This is a genomic window from Tissierella praeacuta (assembly GCF_040396155.1).
Classification (GTDB): Bacteria; Bacillota; Clostridia; order Tissierellales; family Tissierellaceae; genus Tissierella; species Tissierella praeacuta_A.
In genome coordinates this window covers 97,537-120,366 of the sequence record NZ_JBEBOY010000007.1, presented here as the reverse complement: position 1 = coordinate 120,366, position 22,830 = coordinate 97,537, and the positions used below count along the sequence as shown (strand labels likewise).

Here is a 22,830-nt window from a genome sequence, read left to right as displayed (position 1 = left end):
TCACTGTGTAAGATACAGTGATTTCAAGCGTTATGAATTATGATTAACGCTATATCTAATAATATAAGAGGTGATTGATTATGAGTAAAATAGTGCTAAAGGGTAATATAGCTTTTACTCCTACAAAAGAAAAATTTGAAACTTATGAGAACTCATATATAGTAGTAGAAGATGGAAAAGTAGTGGATATTTGTAAGGAATTAGATGATTCTTACAAAGACTATCAGTTGAAAGACTTTTCTGATAAGATAATAATACCGGGATTTGTTGACTTACATCTTCATGCCCCTCAATATCCTAATAGAGGATTGGGATTAGATAAAGAACTTATTCCATGGCTTGAAACATATACATTTCCTGAAGAAGGAAAATATAATGACTTAGATTATTCTAAAAAGGTATATTCTAGACTTATAAATGAATTATGGAGAGTTGGCACTACTAGAGCAGTGGTTTTTTCAAGTATACATAAGGAAAGTACAAAACTTTTATTAGATATGTTTATGGAATCTGGTCTAGGAGCATATGTGGGAAAAGTAAATATGGACAGAAATACTGCAGAGTACCTTACAGAGGATACAACTACATCTATTATAGATACAGAAGAGATATTAAAAGAATATATGAATAAATCATATTTAGTAAAACCCATTATTACACCTAGATTTGCACCAACGTGTTCAGAAGAATTACTGGAGAGTTTAGGTAATTTAGCAGTCGATTATAAAATACCAGTTCAGTCTCATCTAAGTGAAAATAGAGCTGAAGTCAAATGGGTGACAGAACTCTTTCCGAAATCTAAAAACTATGCTTCAGTTTATAATGATTTTAATTTATTTGGTCAAACAAAGACTATAATGGCACATTGTATATATAATACTGATGAAGAAATTGAATTAATGGCTCAAAATGGAGTATATGCTGCACATTGCCCTTATTCAAATTACAATCTATCAAGTGGAATAATGCCTGTTAGGAAGTTTTTGAATAATGGAGCATCGGTTGGATTGGGATCGGATATTTCTGGCGGAAATAGTCTAAGTGTAGCAAATATTATAGCAGGAGCTATTCAGGCTTCCAAGATGATTTGGTTAAATACAAATGAAGAATCCGCTCCACTTACATTTAGTGAAGGGTTTTTCCTTGGGACAAAGGGTGGTGGAAGTTTCTTCGGAAAAGTTGGCAGCTTTGAAAATGGTTATGATTTTGATGCACTCATAATAGATGATAGTTCTTTATCAGATATTAATGAATTGTCAATAGAAGAAAGATTACAAAAATTTATCTACATAGGTGATGATAGGCATATTGTGGAAAGATACGTACAGGGAAAGAAGGTTAATGAGCCATTTAAAAATTAGGGGCTAATAATCGAAAATTTAATATGGTAAATTAATTTAAAAAAGAACTAAAAACATTTATGATTTTGGCATTTGACTGTATTGATTAAAAAAGGAGTTGTTGTCATGGCTAGGCAAAATGGTATTAGCATAGAGGATATGTTGGGACTTGATGTAATGGAATCTTGCAATTTAATAGCAGGATTTAGAGGAGTTAGAAATACCATATCTAGGATAAATATAATGGCAGACCCTGATATATTAGAGTGGACAGCAGAAGGAGAATTTTTGCTAACTACAGCTTATTCTTTTAAGCAAGATAATGTAAATACACAGATAGAACTAATAAAGGAATGTGCATCAAAGAAATTGGCAGGTATTGGTATCAAGATATCACCATATCTTGATGCACTTCCTCCAGAAGTTATAGACCTAGCCAATGATTTAAGCTTTCCTATAATAGATATACACTCATCTATTCCTTTATCAGATATAATGATGTCTGCCTTTAAAGAAATATTTAATAAACAAGCTTCTTTGTTGGAAAGAATTGAAAAGGTTCATGAAAAGTTGATGGGGGTTATGTTAGAAGGCAATGGATTAGAAGATTTAACACAGATAGTACAGGAAAATGTTAGAAATCCAGTAATTCTTCATTTAAGTTTTTCAAATGAAACTGTTGAATGTATAAATGGAATGAACAAGTCCTATAATACCGAATTAATGAAAGAAGTAAAAGAATTTTATGATTCAAATAACACAAAGAATAGATTAAGAAAATTAATAGAAGATACAGTTCTTATAAATGGAAAATATATTAAAAGAATGATTATGCCCATAGTCCTAAGAAATCATATATATGGTCATCTATTTACATGGAGTACAGATATGCCCTTAGGAGGATTTGACCTAGCAATAATTGAATCAGCTTCTACTACAATAGCATTATCAATATTACAAGAACTGTCAGTTAAGGAAGTGGAGATTAAATATAGGTCAGAGTTTTTCGAGGATTTAATTTCTATAGATTTGAAAAGGAGAAAAAAGGCCTTAGATAGGGCGAGATTTTTTAATTTACAGCTTGAGGATCATTATATAATAGAGGTAATGAGTTTTAAGCATAAAAATGAAGTTAATGAAACAGATGTATTGATTGATTACATACAGGATTTTACAAATCCAATAGTGAATATTATAGAGGAGCTAATGCAGTATTTAAACTTAAATGGGATAGTATCTACTAAGGGTAATGGGGTTCAAATTTTATTGAGTTTCCAAGATAAACATCAAATTTCTAATAGAATCAAAGATTTCAATCAAAGAATAATTAAATGTATATCTAACAAATGTGATGATTTAGATATAAGAATAGGTGTAGGAAGGATATATAAGGGTCTAGATAATGTAGATAAAGGTTTTCAAGATGCTGTAAGAGCTGTTAGAATAGGAAAGGTTATTACATCTAAGAAAATAGTAACATTTGATGAGCTAGGTATATTTAAAATTTTATCTCAGGATACATTAGTAGACGAGTTAGAGGATTTCTACAATTCCACATTGAAACCGTTAGTTGACTATGATAATAAAAAATCTACAGAATTAGTTAAGACATTAGATGTATACTTTAAGAATAATGGAAACTTAACTAGGATATCTGAACAGTTATTTACCCATTATAATACTATTCTTTATAGAATCAATCGTATTTCTGAAATAACTGGTATGGATTTGGAGGACCATAATCATAGATTAAATCTAGAAATAGCAATTAAAATAAAAGCATTATTGGACAAATAATTAGAAGAGTATTTTCTATTATTTTTCAATTTCACTTACGGAAAATAAATGATAAGATATATATTGACTAATCGTAAGGAGTGAATGAAATTGGAAATAGGAATAAATAATGCTATACTTCATATACTTGATTCTACTGCTTTATTGCCTGTTTATTCTCAACAAAATTTAGAATTAGAGGATGAAAAGGTACAAGAATTTATTGGAAGACATATTGAAAGAATATTTAATGACCAATCTGTAAAGGCTGGAAGATTTAATGAAAATTCCCATATTATAGAGTTCCTTAAGAATATAGATAAAGATTTTACTGATGTCAGTATATCTATTGCAGAAAAGTTATATGAAATTATGTTAAAATATACTGAAATACCTAGTGGAGATTTGTTAATAGCTTCATTAGATATGGAAGGGCACCATTATCTTATTATTATAAAATTTAACTATAAAGAAGGATATACTCATTATGTTGATTATGGAGATTCTGGAACATTAAATAAGATAGTTGTAAATAAGGTAATGTTTCCATCAGAAACACAGAGAAATATTGAGGCAGCATTAATTAATTTGGAGGATTTATCTATAAAGGTATTTGAAAGAGAATATGATATTGAAGGAGAGAAAATATTATACTTTTCTAAAATGTTTTTAAATTGTGATACAGAACTTTCCATAAAGGAAAGTATTAAGGTTATCAGAGAAGTGGCTAAGGATATGACTAAGCAATATTACGATGATGATTTTGAAAAGGTATCTGAAATTAAAGAAGCTATTTACGATAATCTTGATAGTGGCATTATTGAGGTTGAAAATGTTGCAGAAAAAATATTTAGAAATAATATTGAGGTTAAAAGGGAATATATAGAAAGAATTGAAGATGCAGGGGTCAATAAAGTTGTAGATTTGGAAGGGAAAAAACCGGAAAAGAAATTGACCGTACATAAAATTAAGATGGATAATGGAATACAACTTGATGTACCAGTTGATATTTATAGAGATAAGAATATAATTGAGTTTATAAACAATCCTGACGGAACAATATCAATAATAATAAAAAATATTAGTAAAATTAAACAAGGAAATTAAGAAAGGCTCTACTGAAGTATTGTAAGGTAGCTTTTTCTGGAACCAGATTAGGTCTGGATTTTTTAAAAGAATCAAGATTAAATAAGAACTTTTCTATATGTTATAAAAACAAATTGCTTAGATATTTCTGAGCAATTTATTTTTTATGGGCTTTCCTTTCTTAAAGGTAGTTCGTATTTGTGCTAAAATATAGTATAATTAATGCAGAAAGGGGTGATAGGTATTGTTTTTTGAAAAAGATTTACATTTAAGAATAAACGATATATTAGATTCATCCTACGATGGAATTTATATTACAGATGGAGAAGCAAATACAATAATGGTAAATAAGGCATATGAAAGAATTGCTGGGATAAAAACAGATGAGCTAATAGGGCGTAATATGAAGGATTTAGTAAAAGAAGGCTATATATCCCAATCTGCAACATTATTAGTATTAAAAGATAGGAAGGTAAATACCATTGAGCAAAATTTTAAAACTGGTAAGAAAGCATTAGTTACTGCTACGCCTGTATTTAACAATAATAGAGATATTACTATGGTAGTTACAAATGTAAGGGATATTACTGAACTTTATGAATTAAAAGAAAAATTGGATGAAAAAGAAAACCTGACAAAGAAATATTCCGTGGAACTGGAAGCTATGAAAATAGAATTGCTAAAGAACAATGACTTAATTGCCATGGATAAGAAGATGTTAGATATTATTCAAATGGCAATCAGAGTAGCCCCTATTGATACAACAGTGTTAGTAACAGGAGAAACAGGTGTAGGAAAGGAAGAAATAGCAAAGTTAATATATAAAAATAGTAATAGAGGGAGTAAACAATTTATAAAAATTAATTGTGGTTCCATACCAAAAACATTAATAGAAGCGGAATTATTTGGATATGAAAAAGGAGCATTTACAGGAGCGAATAAGGAAGGTAAAATAGGTCTGTTTGAAGTAGCTGATGGAGGTACAATATTTTTAGATGAAATAGGAGAATTGCCACTTGACATGCAGGTAAAACTTCTAAGAGTGCTTCAAGATGGACAATTTACTAGAGTTGGTGGAGTAGAAGAGATAACTGTAGATGTAAGAATTTTAGCTGCAACTAATAGAAATCTTGAAGAAATGGTAAGAGAAAAGTTATTTAGAGAGGACTTATATTATAGATTAAACATAGTACCTATTATAATACCGCCACTAAGAGATAGGAGGGATGACATAGTACCTCTCATACGTTATTTTTTAAATAAGTTAAATAAGAAATATAGATTTAATAAAACTATATCTAGTGAAGCTCTAAAGATATTATATTCTTATGAATGGAAAGGGAATGTAAGAGAGCTTAGAAATATTATTGAAAGAATAATGGTAATGTCAGAAAAAGATATAATTGGTAAATCAGATCTCCCTAATAATATATTAGTATGGGATAAAGAACAGAATATAATTAATGAAAATGAGATAGTGCCGTTAAAACAGGCTTTGAATAAAGTGGAAAGACATTTGCTAGAAATTGCTTTCAACACATATGGCAATGTACGTGATGCTGCAAAGGTTTTGGAAATAGATCCTTCTACTTTTGTACGAAAGAGACAGAAATATAAATGAGCGTTGTAAAGATGCAATCAGTTGTAAAGATGCATCAAAAATATAAATAAAAGAGAAGTTCTCATTTTAGCCGATATAGTTAAAAAAATATCAAATATTCCCAATAAAACGATGCAATAATGCAACAGTTCTGACTGGGAATATTTTTTTATACATAATAGTTAATTATTTAACGAGGTAAATAGCGGTGAAGGAAAAATATCATAAATTTTATAATAATGGCATATTTCTTGCAATATTAAATAAGTAAAATAAATAGGAAAAGAGGGATGGGTTAGTGGATAAGACAACTGTGGATATGATGATGGAAAAAGCTAGAGAAGCTCAGAAGTTATTTGAAAAATTTACTCAAGAACAGGTAGACAATGTTGTAAAGGGCATAGGTAAGGTAATTTATGATAATGCGGAAGTTTTAGCAAAAGAAGCAGTAGAAGAAACAAAAATGGGAGTATATGAAGATAAGGTTGCGAAAAATAGGGGTAAATCTAAGACTATTTGGAATAGCCTGAAAGGAAAAAAATCAATAGGTATAATAGATGAAAACTATGAAAATGGGTTGATTTCCATAGCTAAGCCTATAGGAGTAGTTTGTGCTGTTACTCCTACTACAAACCCAATTGTTACACCTATGTGTAATGCAATGTTTGCACTAAAAGGTGGAAATGCAATAATTGTAGCACCTCATCCAAGATCAAAAAAATCAAGCACTCATGCAGTAGCTTTAATGAATGAAAAAATTAAAAAACTAGGTGCACCTGATAATTTAATTCAAATAATTGAAGAACCATCAATCGAATTAACAAATGAATTAATGCAAAAATCTGATGTGGTATTAGCCACTGGTGGAATGGCAATGGTTAAATCAGCATATTCAAGTGGAAAACCATCCTTTGGAGTAGGTGCTGGCAATGTCCAGGTAATTTTAGATAGAGATATAGATTTTATAGAAGCTGCTGAAAAAGTAATCTCAGGAAGAATATTTGATAATGGTATTATTTGTTCAGGAGAGCAATCCATAATAGTGCCGGAAGATAAGTATGAAGAGGTTATAAAAGCGATGGAAGTAAATGGTGCATTTTATGTTGGAGAAGAGGAGACTGTAAGTAAATTTAGAGATGTTTTATTTAAAAATGGAGTGATTAATGGAGACATAGTAGGCCAGTCAGTACAATTTATTGCAGATTTAGCAAATGTTACAGTGCCAAAGGAAACTAAAGTAATATTGTTAAAACCAACTGGTATTGGAAAAGAAGATTTGCTTTGCAAAGAAAAGATGTGCCCTGTAATGATAGTATTGCCATATAATACATTCGAAGATGCAGTAGCAATAGCTCAAACTAATCTTGAATTGGAAGGAAAGGGACATACAACTGCAATCCATTCAAATGATCAAGAACACATAAGATATGCTGGAGTAAATCTTACTGTTTCAAGATTAGTAGTAAATGCACCATCATCTACTACGGCAGGTGGTTCCTTGTTTAACAGTTTATCACCAACTACTACCTTAGGATGTGGAACATGGGGAAACAACAGTATATCAGAGAACTTAAATTACAAACATCTAATAAATATATCTAGGGTAGCATTTATAAAAAAAGGAATAACTGTACCTGCAGACGAGGAAATTTGGGTTTAGATATAATAAGGGGGTATGTAAATGAAACAATTAGTTGTAAAACCAGAAATATATAAGTTTAATAATTGTGCTGAATTCATAGAATCATTTCCTATAACTGAAAAAGATTTGATATTAACTAACGAATATATTTATCAACCTTATTTTGGACATTTAAATTTACCATGCCATGCTGTATATCAAGAAAAATATGGTTTGGGGGAACCTTCAGATGAAATGATAGATAAAATATTTAGCGATATTAAAGACAAAGAATTCAATAGAGTAATCGCAATAGGCGGAGGCTCTGTAATTGATATTGCCAAATTATTTGTAATTAAGAATGCAACAAATGCATTGGAATTATTTGAAAAGACTATACCTCTAATAAAGGATAAGGAATTAATTATAATCCCTACTACATGCGGTACTGGTAGTGAAGCTACTAATATTTCCATAGCTGAGATAAAATCCAAGGGAACAAAAATGGGATTAGCAATAGATGAGTTATATGCAGACTATGCAATAATGATACCTGAAATGGTAAAAACATTACCATATAAATTTTTTGTGACAAGTTCTATAGACGCCTTGATACATGCAATAGAATCTTTAGTATCACCAAAGTCTAACTGTTATACTGAGCTATTTAGTATAAAAGCAATAGAGATCATATTAAAGGGCTATCTAGAAATTATTGAAAAGGGCGAAGAATATAGAACAGAAATAATAGAAGACTTCTTAATTGCAAGTAATTATGCAGGAATAGCATTTGCAAATACTGGAGTAGGAGCAGTTCATGCTCTATCCTATCCAGTAGGAGGAACTTATCATGTACCTCATGGAGAAGTGAATTATCAATTCTTTGTAGAAGTATTTAAGACATACAATAGATTGAATCCAAATGGAAAAATCAAAGATGTAAATAAGATGTTAGCAGGTTTAATCGGAACTACAGTTGAAAATGTATATGATGAGCTTGAGAAAATATTGAATAATCTATTACCGAAAAAATCACTTAAAGAATATGGTATGAAGGAAGAGGAAATTGAGGAATTTACAGTATCGGTACTTGAGAAGCAACAACGATTATTAGCAAATAACTATACAGAGTTATCAAGAGACGAAATAAAAGGTATTTTTGCTAGATTGTATTAGGAGTGATTATATGGATTGGAGATTAGAATATAATAAAAGACTAGTATCTAAAGAAGAAGCAGTAAAACATATAAAATCTGGTAATAGAGTAGTTATAGGTCATGCTGTAGGAGAACCTTCTTTACTTATTGAAGCCATGGTGGCAAACAAAGATGAATATGAGAATGTGGAAATAGTTCATATGGTTCCAATGGGAAAAAGCGAATATATAAAAGAAGGTATGGAAAAACATTTTCGACATAATGCTTTATTTGCAGGTGGATCTACTAGAGAGGCAATAAATTCAGGTAGGGCAGATTATACTCCTTGTTTTTTCTATGAGGTGCCAAAACTATTTAGAGAAGGGAAGTTGCCTGTAGATGTTGTATTAGTTACTGTTAGTGCCCCAGATGGAAATGGAAATTGTAGTCTAGGTACATCTGTGGATTACACAAAGGCAGCGGTAGAATGTGCTAAAATAACAATTGCTCAAATAAATGAAGAAATGCCAAGAACTTTAGGAGATTCCTTTGTTAATATAAAGGATTTAGATTATATTGTAGAGGCTGATAGTCCATTACCAATCTTAAATCCGCCAAAGATATCAGATGTTGAACGTTTAATAGGAAAACATTGTGCATCCTTAATTGAAGATGGCTCTACATTGCAATTAGGTATTGGAGCAATACCAGATGCAGTATTGCTTTTCCTAAAGGATAAAAAGGATCTTGGTATCCACTCAGAAATGATATCAGATGGTGTAGTAGAGCTATATGAAGCAGGGGTAATTACAAATAAAATGAAAACCCTTCATAAGGATAAAATGGTAGTCACGTTTTTAATGGGAACAGAAAGATTATATGATTTTGTAAACAATAATCCAAATATAGAAATGTATCCAGTAGATTATGTAAATGATCCTTGTGTTATTATGCAAAATCACAAAATGGTATCTATTAATTCATGTATTCAAGTAGATCTAATGGGACAAGTGGTTTCAGATTCAGTAGGAAAGAAACAGTTTAGCGGGGTAGGGGGACAGGTAGATTTTGTCCGGGGAGCATCTATGGCAAAGGCTGGAAAGTCTATTATAGCAATGCCTTCTACAGCGTCAAAGGGAACAGTTTCAAGAATAGTCTCTATAATAGATGAGGGTGCAGCAGTGACTACTTCAAGAAATGATGTTCATTATATAGTTACTGAATATGGAGTAGCAAATCTTAAGGGAAAGACTCTAAAAGATAGAGGAAGGGCTTTAATAAATATAGCACATCCAGATTTTAGAGATGAACTTATAAAGGAATGGGAAACCAGATTTGCAGATAAGTTCTAATATAAAAGAAAATTGGGTTTTCGTATTAGAGAAAGTGTTAAAAATATATTTTAAAGGAGATGTATTAAATGGCGTTAATGACTAGGGAGGAATATATAGAAAGTTTAAGGAAGTTGAATTTAAAAGTATATATGTTTGGTGAACTAATTGAAAATCCTGTAGACCATCCAGTGATTAGACCGTCTATGAATTCAGTAGCAATGACTTATGAATTAGCTCAGCAAGAAGAATATAAAGATTTAATGACCACAAAATCACATTTAACAGGAGAAATAATTAATAGATTCTGTCATATACATCAAAGTACTGAAGATTTAATTAAAAAAATAAAGATGCAAAGATTATTAGGTCAAAAAACTGCTTCTTGTTTCCAAAGATGTGTAGGCATGGATGCATTTAATGCAATTTATTCAACTACATTTGAAATGGATAAGGAATATGGAACAAACTATCATGAAAGATTTGCAAATTACTTAAAGTTTATCCAAAAAAATGACTATACAGTAGATGGAGCGATGACAGATCCAAAGGGAGATAGAGGACTTTCACCATCACAACAGGAAGATCCTGACTTATACCTTCGTATTACTGAAGTGAGAGAAGACGGGATAGTAGTAAGAGGAGCAAAGGCCCATCAAACAGGGGCTATAAATTCCCATGAACATTTAATAATGCCTACTATTGCATTGAAAGAGGAAGACAAAGATTATGCAGTATCCTTTGCAGTTCCATCCGATGCAGAAGGTGTAATAATGATTTATGGTCGCCAATCCTGTGATACAAGAAAGCTAGAAGAAGGTGCAGATATTGACCTTGGAAATGCTAACTTTGGCGGACATGAGGCATTAGTTATATTCAATGATGTATTTGTACCAAATGAAAGAGTATTTATGTGTAAAGAGGCAAAATATGCTGGTATGTTAGTAGAAAGATTTGCTGGGTATCATAGACAATCCTATGCATGTAAAACAGGTGTAGGTGATGTATTAATAGGTGCAGCAGCTTTGGCGGCAGACTATAATGGTGCAAATAAAGCTAGTCATATAAAAGATAAACTAATAGAAATGATGCATTTAAATGAAACTCTATGGGCATGTGCTGTTGCCTGTTCAGCAGAGGGAAGTAAAACAGATTCAGGAAATTATTTAATTGATTTATTATTGGCAAACGTATGTAAGCAAAATGTAACTCGTTTCCCATACGAAATAGCACGCTTAGCAGAAGATATAGCAGGTGGATTGATGGTTACTATGCCATCGGAAAAGGATTTTAAAGATCCAGAAATAGGGAAATACGTTGAAAAATATTTAGCTGGAAAAACTGGAACTTCAACAGAAAATCGTATGAGAGTATTAAGGTTAATAGAAAATATTACATTAGGTACTGCAGCAGTTGGATATAGAACTGAATCTATGCATGGTGCTGGTTCGCCGCAAGCTCAGAGAATAATGATTGCTCGCCAAGGAAATCTTGAAGCTAAGAAGGAAATGGCGAGAAAAGTTGCACAAGTAGATACTAGCAAGGATAAATAAAAAGGAATAATCTAAGTGGGGGGGTAGCTTTGAAAGATAGCTTATTAAATGAGGTAGAAGAAGTGGTGGAAGAATTTATTAGACCACAGCTTAAATTGCACGGTGGAAATATAAAAGTCAATTCTGTTATTGATAAAATAGTACGGGTAACATTAACAGGTAGTTGCCATGGCTGTCCCTCTGCTCAGATTACTATTGAGGAGACCGTGGAAAATATATTAAAAGAGAAACTAGGAGATTCAATATATAAGGTAATTTTAGTCAATCAAGTTGATGAGGAAATACTAGCCTTTGCTAGAAAGATTTTAAATGGTGGTGAATAGGTGAAGGTAGGTATAAAATATTGTGGAGGTTGTAACTCAAGATTTGAACGCACTACTATTGTAGAGAAAATAAGATCCGATTATAAAGAACTTGAATTTAGTTATGCTACAGAGAATGAGGAGTATGATTTTATTATAGCAGTCAATGGATGCCATATAGCATGTGCAGGATTACAGGGTTTAAAACCTAAAAAAGGATTTCTGATTATTAGAGATGATGATTATAAAAACATAAAAGAAAAAATAGATCGGATGAAAGAATAAAAAATGCCAAGGTTTTCCTTGGCATTTTTTATTCTTCCAATAGTGCTACAGCTCTAATAGGCGAGCCGCTTCCATCCCTAATTTTTAGGGGTAAGCCAAAATATAGAAATCTTTTATTTACCAATTTGTCTAAATTACACAAATTCTCAGTATTAGTTATATGATATTCTCCGCAAACTAGGTGACCTGAGAAGTTTATATCATCTGGAGTTAAGTCTATTGCTGGAGCATCAACTCCTATATTTACAACGCCTTTCTCTGCTAGCCATTTTGCACCTTCATAGCTTAGTCCCGAATAGTCAGTTTGAAACATGTCAGTACCAAAGGTTCTATCATGATGTCCAGTATATAGTAGGACTATATCACCTTGTCTAATCTCTTGTCCAGAACGAGATAGGGCTTCTTCTAAATCCTTTGGTTCAAAATAATTTGGATATCTTATATGAGATAAATCAATACAAATAGCTGAGCCCCAGAAATATTCCAAAGGCATATTATCTATGGTAGGCCCTTCTGGATTGAACTCCCATACTCCATCACAATGTGTGCCGCCATGTTCACTAATAAGTAGATTTCTTGCAGAAAAACCTAAGGTTTTACTTCCAGTAAGCTCCATATTTTCTTCATGGGTCATATTGGTCATTATAAATGTTTTCTGGTGCATAGGGAAAACACTCATACCTTGGTAAATTTCTTGAGATAGGTCAATTAGTTTTAATGTCATTAAATCCCCTCCCCAATATTATTTATATTATTATAACTGCTTACCTAAATTAAAGGTATATAAAAGATATACAAAAATATTATTAGAATTATACAAAAGATTTGTTATAATTTTAGGTCTCTAAGTATATTTTTATAGTAAACTAACAAGGCATATTTTATAGCAATATGTTATTATTAGTACAAAATAAATGAAAAGGGGAGATAGGTATGTACGATGTTATTGTAAAGAATGCAAAAATTCCTCAAGGCGATGACACTGCATTAACTAATATTCTAGTTAAGGATGAGAAGATAGCTGGATTCTTAGATAATATTGAAGGGATAGAGGCAAAAGAAACAATCGATGCAAAAGGGCATTTAACATTACCAGGCTGTATAGACTCACATACTCATTTTATGTATCAAGGGTTTCCACATAGAGAAAACTTCCTAACAGGTACAGCTGCTGCAGCTCGAGGTGGAATAACTACTGTTATTGATATGCCTTGCTGTTCCGTTCCATCAGCAAGAAGTAATGAACAATTAGATTTAAAACTTGATTTGATACAGCCACAGGCATTAGTAGACTTTGCTTTGTGGGGCGGAGTAACAGGGGAAGATGTAAGGGAAGGTTGGCTTGATAATGTACAGGAGCAAGCTGACTGGGGAGTAGTAGCATTTAAGGCATATATGACTCCATCAGTTCCAACATTTCCAAGGGTTACAGACCCAGAAATGTTTGAGGCGTTTAAAGCAGTTGCAAAAACTGGGCTTCCAGTAGGAATCCATGCTGAAAATTACTCTATGTGTGATTATTATGTAAAAGAATTCCAAAAACAAGGCAGAATGGACGGACCAGCTTGGGCAGAGGCAAGAATGGAATTGGCAGAAAAGGTTGCTATAGAATTAGGTATTAGCTTTGCTGAAGAAGCAGATGCTAGACTTCATATAGTTCATATGAGTACGGGAATAGGTGCAAAATTAGTTGGAGAAGCAAAGAAGAGAGGGTTAAATGTAACTTCTGAAACTTGTCCGCATTACTTAACAATAAATGCTCAAGATGCTATGACAGAACATGGGGCTTGTGCAAAGATAGCTCCGCCACTTAGAACTAAAAAGGATAACGAATTACTATGGGAAGGATTAAATAATGGAAGTGTAGATTTTATAGCTACAGACCATGCCCCTTATGAATTAGAAAGTGAAAAGATAAAAGAAGGAACTAATATATGGACGGCATTTCCAGGAATTCCAGGTGTTGAAACAATGGTGCCTATTTTAGTAAGTGAAGGATACAATAAGGGAAGAATTTCACTATCTACTTTAGTTGATGTATTAAGTAAAAATGCAGCTATTCATTATGGTTTATATCCAAAGAAAGGTGCAATGAATATTGGCTCAGATGCAGACTTTACTATAATAGATTTAGATAAGGAATGGGTTATAGATCCGAAAGATGAAGCTTCAATGTGCGGATATACTCCTCTTGAAGGTATTAAATTAAAAGGAAGAGTTACAAAGACCATAGTACGTGGACATCTAGTATTTGAAGATATAGATGAAAGTACATTAGCTAAATTAACAGATGAGGAATTAAAGAAAATAGTCCATAATTTCCCAGAAGGAATAGAAGAAAAATATGCTGGTCAATTTGAAAGATATCCTCATTTAAATAGTGCTGAATATGAAAGAAGTTATAGGATAAATCATCCAGAAGTAATAGATAAACATATAAGAGGAATAAAGGGGATAGTATCTAAACCAGGATTTGGTCAACTCATTAAGAGACAAAGTATACAAATTTTACCTAGAAAAATAAAATACTAAAATAATAAAATTAAGGGGGATTTTAATAATGTCAAGACATGCAATCTTAGTAATAGATATGTTAAATGATTTTGCTAATCCAGAGGGAGCATTATATTGTGAAGGAACAGCTATTATAACACCAAAGCTTCAAGAAATATTCAAATGGGTAAGGGAAAGAAATGCCAAAGGCAATGATGATGTGCAATTAGTTCATATTCAAGAAGCCCATAGAAAGAATGATGCAGATTTTAAAGTAAGACCAGTTCATGCAGTAGATGGAACTTGGGGTTCAGATTTTGTTCCAGAGCTAAAACCTGAGGGAGATGAATATATAGTAAAGAAAAGAAGACATAGTGGATTTGCATATACTGATTTAGACCTTTATCTAAGAGAAGAAAATATAGATACAGTAATAGTTACAGGTACTTGGACTAATGTATGTGTAAGATCAACAGCTACAGATGCATTAGCAAGGGCATATAAAGTTATTTCTCTTACAGATGCTATACATGCAAAGAATCAAGAAATGCATGAACAAGGATTAAGGGATTTAAGTATATTCACGAAATTAATGACTTTTGATGAATATAAAGAAGCGTGGGAAAAAGGACTTGACCCATGGGAAGGCGGAGGAGACACAGAGAATAAAGTAAAATAAAGTATAAATGATTAATTTCCATATAGGGTGGATAAAACCGCCCAATGGCTACATAGAAAGAGAGGAATTGCAATGAAGATAGTAGTTGGAATATCTGGAGGCTCTGGTTCGATTTATGCAGTTTCCCTCCTAAAGGCATTAAAGGAATTAAATATAGAGACTCATCTTGTAGTATCTACTATGGGAGAATATGTAACAGAACATGAATGTGGTATTAATATAGAAGAACTAAAATCCCTTGTCACATATTATCATGATAATAAAAATTTTGCAGCTCCAATAGCTAGTGGTTCTTTTAAAGTAGATAAGATGATAGTTCTTCCTTGTTCTATGAAAACATTGTCATCTGTTGCTTGTGGGTTTTCTGATTCTTTGATTTCACGAGCTTGTGATGTAACTATAAAGGAAGGACGTAAGCTAATATTAGTACCTAGAGAAACACCTTTAAGCCCAATTCATTTGGAGAACATGTTAAAGCTAGCTAGAATGAATGTTACTATATTGCCATTGAGTCCGGGATTTTATAATCATCCTGAAACAATAGAGGATATTATATTTAACATGACAGGACGGATTCTAGATATGTTAGAGATAGAAAACAATTTAGTAAAAAGATGGATTGGTAAATAGAAAGGAGGGATGATTATGCTTAGACATACTCTAGAAAAACTAAGAGACAATAATTTACTCTTGGAATGTAATAAAGAGGTAGATCCAGTATATGAAATGGGGGCAGTCCTTAAATACTTTAACAACAAAAAACCGATTTTATTTAATAAGATAAAGAACAGTACCTTATTATCCATAGGAGGCCTTTATGGAGATAGAGATATAATATATAGTTTATTAGGTACTAATCATGAAAGTAGAATAGAAACTTTTATGAATGCCATAGCAAATCCACAGCCATATAGAATAGTCAAAGAGGGACCAATAAAAGAAAATATCATAAGAAGAAATATAGATTTACCAAACCTTTTACCTATCAATAAATTTCAAGAGAAGGATTTATCAAACTTCATAACAGCAGGAGTAATGGTGGTAAAAGATCCTGTTACAGGAAGATATTTTACATCCATTAGAAGATTTCAAGTAAATGGAGGAAATAAACTCTCAGCTCTAATAGCATCACCTAAACTAACTAATGATTTTTTAGAATTAGAAAAATTAAATAGACCTTTGGAAATAGCAATAGTATTTGGATATGATGCACCATTTTTAATGGCATCTCAAATTAGTTCAGCTACCTACGGCATAGATAAATATGAAATAGATAGTAGTTTAAGGGGAGAACCATTAGAGTTAGTAAACTGTGAAACAGTAGATATTTTAGTCCCAGCTAATGCAGAGATTGTTTTAGAAGGACATATGGTTCCAGGAAAAAGGGAGATAGAAGGTCCATTTGGAGAATTAATGGGATACTATGGACATGTTGCTCCCCATCCAATAATAGAAATAGATGGAGCGATGCATAGAAATAATCCAATTTATCAAACAGCATTTCCTTGTAGAGAAGAACATGTGTCAAATGGAATGATAAGGGAAATAGAACTATATTATCACTTAAAGAATCAATTAGATGTAGTAGATGTATATGTAACAGAAGGCGGAGGATATAGATTTAACGCTTTTATATCCATTAGAAAACAAAGAGATGGTGACGCTAAAACAGCAATACTTTCAGCACTTGGTCTAAATAAGGATTTAAAACAGGTAGTTATAGTAGATGAAGATGTAGATATATTTAATAGTCAAGATATTGAGTGGGCAATAACTACAAGATCACAAGCCTCCCTTGATTTTGTAATAGTTGAAGGGGCATTAGGTTCATCTCTTGAGCCATCTCATGATTTAAGAGGAGTCACAGATAAAGTAGGTATAGATGCAACAAAACCTTTAAATGATGAAAAGGGGAAATTTGATAGAGCTATTATACCTGGATATGAGAACATAGACATAAATAAATATTTTCCAAATATATAAAAAAGAAGGTGAGGTAATTGAAAGAAGCAATAGGAATGGTTGAAACTAGATCCCTTGTTGCAGCTATGGAGGTGGCAGATGCCATGGTAAAGGCTGCAAGTGTAAGGATTGCTGATTTTCAAATAGTTGGTTCAGGATTAGTATCGGTTACAGTTACAGGGGATGTAGCAGCAGTAATGGCAGCTGTAGAAACAGGTAAAATAAGAGGTGGGCAAATAGCAGAAGTAGTTTCAGCTAATGTAATTCCAAGACCTCATGATGAAGTAGACAAAATTTTTGATTTTGATGGTGGTGAATAATCATGGTGAATCCATTATCTAGAATTGCAATGCAAAATTTAATAAAGGATAATAAACCAATAATTAGTACTAGAGTAGAGACTCAGGCAGACAATTTAGATAGTAAAGAAGAAAAAATTATAACGGACATAATCAATGGTGAGAAAATGGTTATGGAAGGAAGAAGTAAAAATACAGCAATAACTTTAGATGAAGCAGTAAATAAAATAAAAAATAACCGTTAGTTAAGGACGGAGGTGTGAAATGAATAAAGCATTAGGACTTATAGAAGCATTGGGACTTACAACAGCGGTTACAGCATTGGATGCAGCCAGCAAAGCTGCAGATATAACCTTAGTCGGATTTGAAAAGATTATAGGAGTAGGTAAAGCTGTAGGTGTAAATATTCAAATAGCAGGAGAAGTAGCAGCGGTTAAGGCTGCAGTAGATGCAGGAGTAGATGCAGGAAATAGGGTTGGAGTAATTTTCGCATCCCATGTAATACCAAGACCGCATGATGAGGTTGATGGATTAATAGCTAAGTTTTCTAAGAATATAAAAGATAAAGAAGAAAAGAAAAAGGAAACAAAAAAGGAAGTTAAAAAAGAAGCAAATAATAAGAAAGCTGATAAGGAGGAATAAAAATGAGTCAAGCATTAGGATTAGTTGAAACTAAAGGATTAGTAGGTAGTATTGAGGCAGCAGATGCTATGGTAAAGGCAGCAAATGTTACATTAGTAGGATATGAAAAAATAGGTTTTGGTCTTGTAACAGTAATGGTAAGAGGAGATGTAGGAGCAGTTAAGGCAGCAGTAGATGCAGGAGCAGAGGCCGCAAGAAATGTTGGAGAACTGCACTCAGTACATGTAATACCAAGACCACATGCAGAGGTTGAAAGAGTTATCTTGAAACAATATGAATAATTAAATTGGAGTGTTTTAGATGAAAACAAAGATAACTTCAAACATATTGGAGGATATATCTAGGAGACTTAAAGGAGAAGAAAGTTTAAAAGGTGGAGATAAGGCTCTTATAGTTTTCAATGGCTCAGATATAGAAATATATAATAAAATAGAAAATATTAAGAGATTGAAAGATAAAGGGATAAAAATATCCCTAGCTTTTTCCTTCATGGCAGAACAAATATTAGATACCGAAAGGATAATTAGCTCCTTATGTCCGATTAATATATATAAAGAGCGGGATATATTTAGACTCAAAGATATTTTCAAAGATTATTCTATGATAATAGGAATGAATATTACTATGAATACTCTTTCTAAAATATCCTTAGGAATGGTAGATAGTTTTATATCAAATATAATTTGGACATTTTTATGTAAAGAAAAGAAAGTATATCTTGACTTTAATTCAGTAAGAAAATACTTAGGGGAAGAAATAAAGAACAAGGAAATATTAAATCAAATAAACAAATATATTGATATTGTAAAGAAAATGGGAGCTATAGAGATAGATAATGAAACTTTATTAGAAAACGTTATAAAGGGTATTGGGAATTTACAAACAAATATAAATGGTGAAATACAAATTAAAGGGAATAAAAAGGTAATAACAGAAAGGGATATATTAAATATATCCCCAGACAATGAATTGATTTTACCTAAAGGAAGTATTATTACAGCTTTAGCCAAAGATAAAGCGATAGAGAAGAATATAAAGATTGAAATAAGATAGGGGGGCTAATATGCATATTGGTAGAGTAATTGGAACAGTAGTTGCAACAAGAAAAGACGAAAAGCTAGTAGGAACTAAACTAATGATTACACAGCCTCTCGATTTAGATTTTTTACCTAAAGGAGAACCACTTATTGCAGTAGATACAGTAGGTGCTGGCATAGGGGAATTAATAGTATTTACCACTGGTACTGCCAGTAGAATTGCAGCAAGAAAAATGGATGCACCAATAGATGCAGCAATAGTAGGAATAATCGATGAAATTGATGTAAATAAAACTCTATTAAAAGAATAGGGAGGAGGTAATAAATTTGAAAGATACTAAGTATTTAAAAATGGCAATGGAATATAGATCTTCTATAGATGCTCTTATGGGCAGCAAAGAACATGCAGATACAGTTCTTATAGGGGGAAAGGTTGTAAATGTAATAACAAGAGAAATCTATAAGGCAGATATTGCCATTAAACATAAATATATTTTATTAGTAGGAGATTGTAGAGATTTAATAGGACCAGAAACTATGGTCATTGATGTAACTGGTAAATATTTATCTCCAGGATTTATAGATTCTCATATGCATTTTGAATCTAGTATGCTTACAGTCACAGAATTTTCAAGGCTTTCTATACCATCAGGCACTACAACATTAGTGGCAGATCCACATGAAATAGGAAATGCATTAGGACCAGTAGGGATGAAGGCAATGGCAGATGAGATAGACCATGTTCCATCTAATGTATATTTAGTAGTTCCATCTTTAACTCCGGATTGCCCAGATTTAGAAACAGCAGGATATGATGTGGATTCTAAAGATATGGAGGATTTACTTAATTATAAAAATATTATAGGTATTGGAGAATTACAGGGATTTAGCAATGCAAAGCATGTATATAGAAATACACCAGAGATAATAACAGACTTACTTGCTTCAACCATATATGCAAGATCTAAAAACATGGTAGTCGATGGAAATGCACCAGAATTATTCGGTAAAGAACTGGCAGCTCATATAATAGCAACAGCAGGAAAATGTTCTTGTCATGAAACTACTGCAAAGGAAGAGGCAATGGAAAAGCTTCGTCAAGGTGTATATCTATTTATGAGGGAAGGTTCTACCCAAAAGAATATGGCAGAATGTATTAGAGCAGTAACAGAAGAAAAAATGGATTCAAGAAGATGTATTCTAGCTACAGATGATATGGTAGCAGCAGATTTAGAAACATTGGGACATATGAATGAAATAATTAGAAGGACAATAAAGCAAGGTATAAGTCCAGAAGAAGCAATCCAAATGGCTACTATAAACCCTGCTACATACTTTGGCTTTGATCATGTGGGAGTCTTGGCTCCGGGAAAACAAGCAGATATAGCAATAATAGATGATATATATGAAATGACCATAGCAGGGGTATTTTTAAAAGGCAAATTAGTAGCATCAAAAAGAGAACTGCTAATAGACTTACCAAAATACACCTATCCAGAAGAAGTTAAATCTTCAGTAAAAATAGGACCAATTTCAGATAAGGATTTAGAAATAGAGTCGGAAGGAACATCTGCTAGAGTAAGATGTATAGAAGTAATTCCAGATCAAAACTTAACAGGAAAATCCGAAGAAACTCTAAGAGTTAGCAGAGGATTAGTTGAAGCAGATATAACTAAAGGTGTATTATATATAGCCTGTGTAGAAAGATATAATAGAACTAATTATATAGGTAAAGCATTTGTAAAAGGATTTGGTATGAGAGAAGGTGCTTTTGCAGAATCTGTTGCCCATGACACTCATAATATATTAGTCACTGGAACCAATATTAGGGATATGACTATTGCTGTAAACGCAGTTATAGAAATGGGTGGAGGAATAGCAGTAGCAAATAGAGGAAGAATACTATCTGAGATGAGATTGCCAGTTGGTGGATTAATTACAGATGAATTAGATGGACATCAAGTAGCCGAAAAGACAGCTGAACTAGAAAGAATAATAACTAAAGACTTAGGATGTAAGATTCATGCACCCCTAATGCATCTATCTTTCTTAGCATTATCCACCAGCCCAGCATGGAAGATAACAGATAAGGGACTTATAGATGTAAATAACTTTAAGATTTTATCTCCTGTTATTAAATAAAAAATATTATGGTTATCCTTGAAAATCTAGTATAATAGTAAAATAGGATCCTTAAAAGAGAGGAGGGTAGTTTTTTTAAATAAATTTAATAGGAGGAATATTATGTCTAGTGAAGGGGCTTCAAATGTTGGATTTTTTGAGAGGCGATTTAAACTAAAGGAACATAATACAGATGTAAAAACAGAAGTAATGGCAGGGATTACTACATTTATGACTATGGCTTATATCTTGGCAGTAAATCCAGGTATACTTTCAGATTCTGGTATGAATTATGGCGGAGTATTTACGGCAACGGCACTTTCATCATTTATCGCATGTATTATGATGGCATTTTTGGCCAACTATCCTTTTGCACTTGCACCAGGTATGGGACTTAATGCGTTCTTTACTTATACTGTAGTATTTGGTATGGGACATTCATGGCAGTTTGCTTTAACAGCAGTATTTATCGAAGGGATTATATTTATATTATTATCATTTTTCCAAGTAAGAGAAGCAATATTTAATTCAATCCCTATGAATCTTAAAAAAGCTGTATCAGTAGGTATAGGTCTATTTATAGCATTAATTGGGTTAATAAATGCTGGAATAGTAGATACAGGAAAAATTTTAATGGAAAATGGGGTTCCTGTAATAGAAAATGGGGCTAAAGTATTAAATGAAGGTGGATTAATAATTACCCTTGGGAATTTAAAATCTCCTTCAGCATTGTTAGCATTAATAGGTATTGTTATAACTGGAATTCTTTTAGCAAAAAAGGTTAAAGGAGCATTATTCTTTGGAATAATAGCGACTACATTAATTGGTTTACCAATGGGAGTTAGTTCTGTGCCTAATGGAGATTTTCTAGGTATATTCTCATTGCCGCCATCTCTTAGTGAAGTAGCATTTAAATTTGAATGGGGCAGAATGTTCTCATTCGACATGCTTATAGTAGTATTTACATTTTTATTCGTTGATATATTTGACACCGTAGGTACTTTAATAGGAGTGTCATCAAAAGCTGGAATGCTTGATGAAGAAGGTAAATTACCTAAGGTAAAAGAAGCATTACTAGCAGATGCTATAGGAACTACTGTTGGAGCATGTCTAGGAACATCTACAGTAACTACATTTGTAGAGTCAGCTTCAGGTGTTGCTGAAGGCGGTAGAACAGGACTTACATCTTTAACAACAGGAGTTATGTTTGGATTAGCATTAATACTTTCCCCATTATTTGGCATGATACCAGGAGCTGCAACAGCACCGGCATTAATTTTAGTTGGATTATTTATGATGAGTCCAATTAAAGAGATAGACTTAGATGATTTTACAGAAGCAATACCAGCATTCTTGACAATAGTTATGATGCCTTTTGCATACAGTATAGCTGAAGGTATTGTCTTTGGTATGGTTTCATATGTAGTATTGAAAGTATTAGCTGGAAAACATAAAGATGTATCACCAATTATGTATATTTTAGCTGCATTATTTGTACTAAAAACTATATTTATGTAATAATTACTGGCCGCCTTCTCTATGGAGGCGGCTTTTTAAAATAAAAAAT

Annotated in this window: 23 protein-coding genes; 22 read left to right on the top strand and 1 reads right to left on the bottom strand. The window is 32.3% G+C overall.

The features are described from left to right. Positions 1 to 80 precede the first annotated feature (80 nt). From guaD to ABWP20_RS05600, 10 genes are all read left to right on the top strand, one after another. On the top strand, positions 81 to 1,361 hold the full coding sequence (guaD, locus tag ABWP20_RS05645) for a guanine deaminase (protein WP_353094583.1): 1,281 nt from the start codon (positions 81 to 83) through the stop codon (positions 1,359 to 1,361). A gap of 105 nt (positions 1,362 to 1,466) precedes the next feature. Then, entirely contained in the window at positions 1,467 to 3,137 is a 1,671-nt protein-coding gene (locus ABWP20_RS05640; RefSeq protein WP_353094581.1) for a PucR family transcriptional regulator, read from the top strand. Between the two features lie 90 nt (positions 3,138 to 3,227). Then, positions 3,228 to 4,223 (top strand): nucleoid-associated protein, encoded by a 996-nt coding sequence (locus ABWP20_RS05635; RefSeq protein ID WP_353094579.1) that lies wholly within the window; start codon positions 3,228 to 3,230, stop codon positions 4,221 to 4,223. Positions 4,224 to 4,446: 223 nt separating this feature from the next. Next, on the top strand, positions 4,447 to 5,823 hold the full coding sequence (locus ABWP20_RS05630; RefSeq protein ID WP_353094577.1) for a sigma-54 interaction domain-containing protein: 1,377 nt from the start codon (positions 4,447 to 4,449) through the stop codon (positions 5,821 to 5,823). A gap of 277 nt (positions 5,824 to 6,100) precedes the next feature. Further along, positions 6,101 to 7,462, top strand: coding sequence for an aldehyde dehydrogenase family protein (locus tag ABWP20_RS05625; RefSeq protein WP_353094575.1), 1,362 nt, complete (start codon positions 6,101 to 6,103; stop codon positions 7,460 to 7,462). A gap of 21 nt (positions 7,463 to 7,483) precedes the next feature. Next, positions 7,484 to 8,599, top strand: a complete 1,116-nt coding sequence (locus ABWP20_RS05620) for a 4-hydroxybutyrate dehydrogenase (protein WP_353094573.1) — start codon at positions 7,484 to 7,486, stop codon at positions 8,597 to 8,599. A 10-nt stretch (positions 8,600 to 8,609) separates the two neighbouring features. After that, positions 8,610 to 9,911, top strand: a complete 1,302-nt coding sequence (locus ABWP20_RS05615) for an acetyl-CoA hydrolase/transferase family protein (RefSeq protein WP_353094571.1) — start codon at positions 8,610 to 8,612, stop codon at positions 9,909 to 9,911. Positions 9,912 to 9,979: 68 nt separating this feature from the next. Next, a complete protein-coding gene (locus tag ABWP20_RS05610; protein WP_353094569.1) occupies positions 9,980 to 11,443 on the top strand; it encodes a 4-hydroxyphenylacetate 3-hydroxylase family protein in 1,464 nt (487 codons plus the stop codon). Positions 11,444 to 11,472: 29 nt separating this feature from the next. Beyond that, positions 11,473 to 11,766, top strand: a complete 294-nt coding sequence (locus ABWP20_RS05605) for a NifU family protein (RefSeq protein WP_353094567.1) — start codon at positions 11,473 to 11,475, stop codon at positions 11,764 to 11,766. Then, on the top strand, positions 11,767 to 12,030 hold the full coding sequence (locus ABWP20_RS05600) for a hypothetical protein (RefSeq protein ID WP_353094565.1): 264 nt from the start codon (positions 11,767 to 11,769) through the stop codon (positions 12,028 to 12,030). A gap of 28 nt (positions 12,031 to 12,058) precedes the next feature. On the opposite strand, the gene ABWP20_RS05595 is transcribed toward ABWP20_RS05600, so the two are convergent. Continuing rightward, on the bottom strand, positions 12,059 to 12,754 hold the full coding sequence (locus tag ABWP20_RS05595; protein ID WP_353094563.1) for a cyclase family protein: 696 nt from the start codon (positions 12,752 to 12,754) through the stop codon (positions 12,059 to 12,061). A gap of 209 nt (positions 12,755 to 12,963) precedes the next feature. Between ABWP20_RS05595 and ABWP20_RS05590 the strand changes: the two genes are divergently transcribed. The 12 genes from ABWP20_RS05590 (at position 12,964) to ABWP20_RS05535 (ending at position 22,781) form a co-directional block, all read left to right on the top strand. Continuing rightward, on the top strand, positions 12,964 to 14,562 hold the full coding sequence (locus tag ABWP20_RS05590; protein WP_353094561.1) for a dihydroorotase: 1,599 nt from the start codon (positions 12,964 to 12,966) through the stop codon (positions 14,560 to 14,562). A gap of 28 nt (positions 14,563 to 14,590) precedes the next feature. After that, positions 14,591 to 15,202 carry a cysteine hydrolase family protein gene (locus ABWP20_RS05585; protein ID WP_353094559.1) on the top strand — a complete coding sequence of 204 codons (612 nt, stop codon included), beginning with the start codon at positions 14,591 to 14,593 and terminating at the stop codon, positions 15,200 to 15,202. A gap of 72 nt (positions 15,203 to 15,274) precedes the next feature. Further along, on the top strand, positions 15,275 to 15,832 hold the full coding sequence (locus ABWP20_RS05580; protein ID WP_353094557.1) for a UbiX family flavin prenyltransferase: 558 nt from the start codon (positions 15,275 to 15,277) through the stop codon (positions 15,830 to 15,832). Positions 15,833 to 15,847: 15 nt separating this feature from the next. Continuing rightward, the gene (locus ABWP20_RS05575; protein ID WP_353094555.1) at positions 15,848 to 17,185 is read left to right on the top strand and encodes a UbiD family decarboxylase; all 1,338 of its coding nucleotides are present in this window, start codon (positions 15,848 to 15,850) and stop codon (positions 17,183 to 17,185) included. A 17-nt stretch (positions 17,186 to 17,202) separates the two neighbouring features. After that, entirely contained in the window at positions 17,203 to 17,484 is a 282-nt protein-coding gene (locus tag ABWP20_RS05570) for a BMC domain-containing protein (protein ID WP_353094553.1), read from the top strand. Between the two features lie 2 nt (positions 17,485 to 17,486). Next, positions 17,487 to 17,708 carry a hypothetical protein gene (locus tag ABWP20_RS05565; RefSeq protein WP_353094552.1) on the top strand — a complete coding sequence of 74 codons (222 nt, stop codon included), beginning with the start codon at positions 17,487 to 17,489 and terminating at the stop codon, positions 17,706 to 17,708. A 19-nt stretch (positions 17,709 to 17,727) separates the two neighbouring features. Beyond that, positions 17,728 to 18,105, top strand: coding sequence for a BMC domain-containing protein (locus ABWP20_RS05560; RefSeq protein ID WP_353094550.1), 378 nt, complete (start codon positions 17,728 to 17,730; stop codon positions 18,103 to 18,105). Positions 18,106 to 18,107: 2 nt separating this feature from the next. Then, a complete protein-coding gene (locus ABWP20_RS05555) occupies positions 18,108 to 18,386 on the top strand; it encodes a BMC domain-containing protein (protein ID WP_154439522.1) in 279 nt (92 codons plus the stop codon). Positions 18,387 to 18,405: 19 nt separating this feature from the next. After that, positions 18,406 to 19,158: a flavoprotein gene (locus tag ABWP20_RS05550; RefSeq protein ID WP_353094547.1), complete on the top strand. Its 753-nt coding sequence runs from the start codon at positions 18,406 to 18,408 to the stop codon at positions 19,156 to 19,158. Positions 19,159 to 19,168: 10 nt separating this feature from the next. Further along, the gene (locus ABWP20_RS05545; protein ID WP_353094545.1) at positions 19,169 to 19,453 is read left to right on the top strand and encodes a EutN/CcmL family microcompartment protein; all 285 of its coding nucleotides are present in this window, start codon (positions 19,169 to 19,171) and stop codon (positions 19,451 to 19,453) included. Positions 19,454 to 19,469: 16 nt separating this feature from the next. Further along, a complete protein-coding gene (ade, locus tag ABWP20_RS05540) occupies positions 19,470 to 21,284 on the top strand; it encodes an adenine deaminase (protein WP_353094543.1) in 1,815 nt (604 codons plus the stop codon). 102 nt (positions 21,285 to 21,386) lie between these two features. Continuing rightward, the gene (locus ABWP20_RS05535; RefSeq protein ID WP_353094542.1) at positions 21,387 to 22,781 is read left to right on the top strand and encodes an NCS2 family permease; all 1,395 of its coding nucleotides are present in this window, start codon (positions 21,387 to 21,389) and stop codon (positions 22,779 to 22,781) included. Positions 22,782 to 22,830: the final 49 nt, after the last annotated feature.

What these genes read in the sequence shown, in the direction of transcription:
- guaD (WP_353094583.1), top strand. Translation starts at nt 81, where the DNA reads ATGAGTAAAATAGTGCTAAAGGGTAATATAGCTTTTACTCCTACAAAA.
- ABWP20_RS05640 (WP_353094581.1), top strand. Translation starts at nt 1,467, where the DNA reads ATGGCTAGGCAAAATGGTATTAGCATAGAGGATATGTTGGGACTTGAT.
- ABWP20_RS05620 (WP_353094573.1), top strand. Translation starts at nt 7,484, where the DNA reads ATGAAACAATTAGTTGTAAAACCAGAAATATATAAGTTTAATAATTGT.
- ABWP20_RS05615 (WP_353094571.1), top strand. Translation starts at nt 8,610, where the DNA reads ATGGATTGGAGATTAGAATATAATAAAAGACTAGTATCTAAAGAAGAA.
- ABWP20_RS05610 (WP_353094569.1), top strand. Translation starts at nt 9,980, where the DNA reads ATGGCGTTAATGACTAGGGAGGAATATATAGAAAGTTTAAGGAAGTTG.
- ABWP20_RS05595 (WP_353094563.1), bottom strand. Translation starts at nt 12,754, where the DNA reads ATGACATTAAAACTAATTGACCTATCTCAAGAAATTTACCAAGGTATG.
- ABWP20_RS05590 (WP_353094561.1), top strand. Translation starts at nt 12,964, where the DNA reads ATGTACGATGTTATTGTAAAGAATGCAAAAATTCCTCAAGGCGATGAC.
- ABWP20_RS05585 (WP_353094559.1), top strand. Translation starts at nt 14,591, where the DNA reads ATGTCAAGACATGCAATCTTAGTAATAGATATGTTAAATGATTTTGCT.
- ABWP20_RS05580 (WP_353094557.1), top strand. Translation starts at nt 15,275, where the DNA reads ATGAAGATAGTAGTTGGAATATCTGGAGGCTCTGGTTCGATTTATGCA.
- ABWP20_RS05575 (WP_353094555.1), top strand. Translation starts at nt 15,848, where the DNA reads ATGCTTAGACATACTCTAGAAAAACTAAGAGACAATAATTTACTCTTG.
- ABWP20_RS05565 (WP_353094552.1), top strand. Translation starts at nt 17,487, where the DNA reads ATGGTGAATCCATTATCTAGAATTGCAATGCAAAATTTAATAAAGGAT.
- ABWP20_RS05560 (WP_353094550.1), top strand. Translation starts at nt 17,728, where the DNA reads ATGAATAAAGCATTAGGACTTATAGAAGCATTGGGACTTACAACAGCG.
- ABWP20_RS05555 (WP_154439522.1), top strand. Translation starts at nt 18,108, where the DNA reads ATGAGTCAAGCATTAGGATTAGTTGAAACTAAAGGATTAGTAGGTAGT.
- ABWP20_RS05550 (WP_353094547.1), top strand. Translation starts at nt 18,406, where the DNA reads ATGAAAACAAAGATAACTTCAAACATATTGGAGGATATATCTAGGAGA.
- ABWP20_RS05545 (WP_353094545.1), top strand. Translation starts at nt 19,169, where the DNA reads ATGCATATTGGTAGAGTAATTGGAACAGTAGTTGCAACAAGAAAAGAC.
- ABWP20_RS05535 (WP_353094542.1), top strand. Translation starts at nt 21,387, where the DNA reads ATGTCTAGTGAAGGGGCTTCAAATGTTGGATTTTTTGAGAGGCGATTT.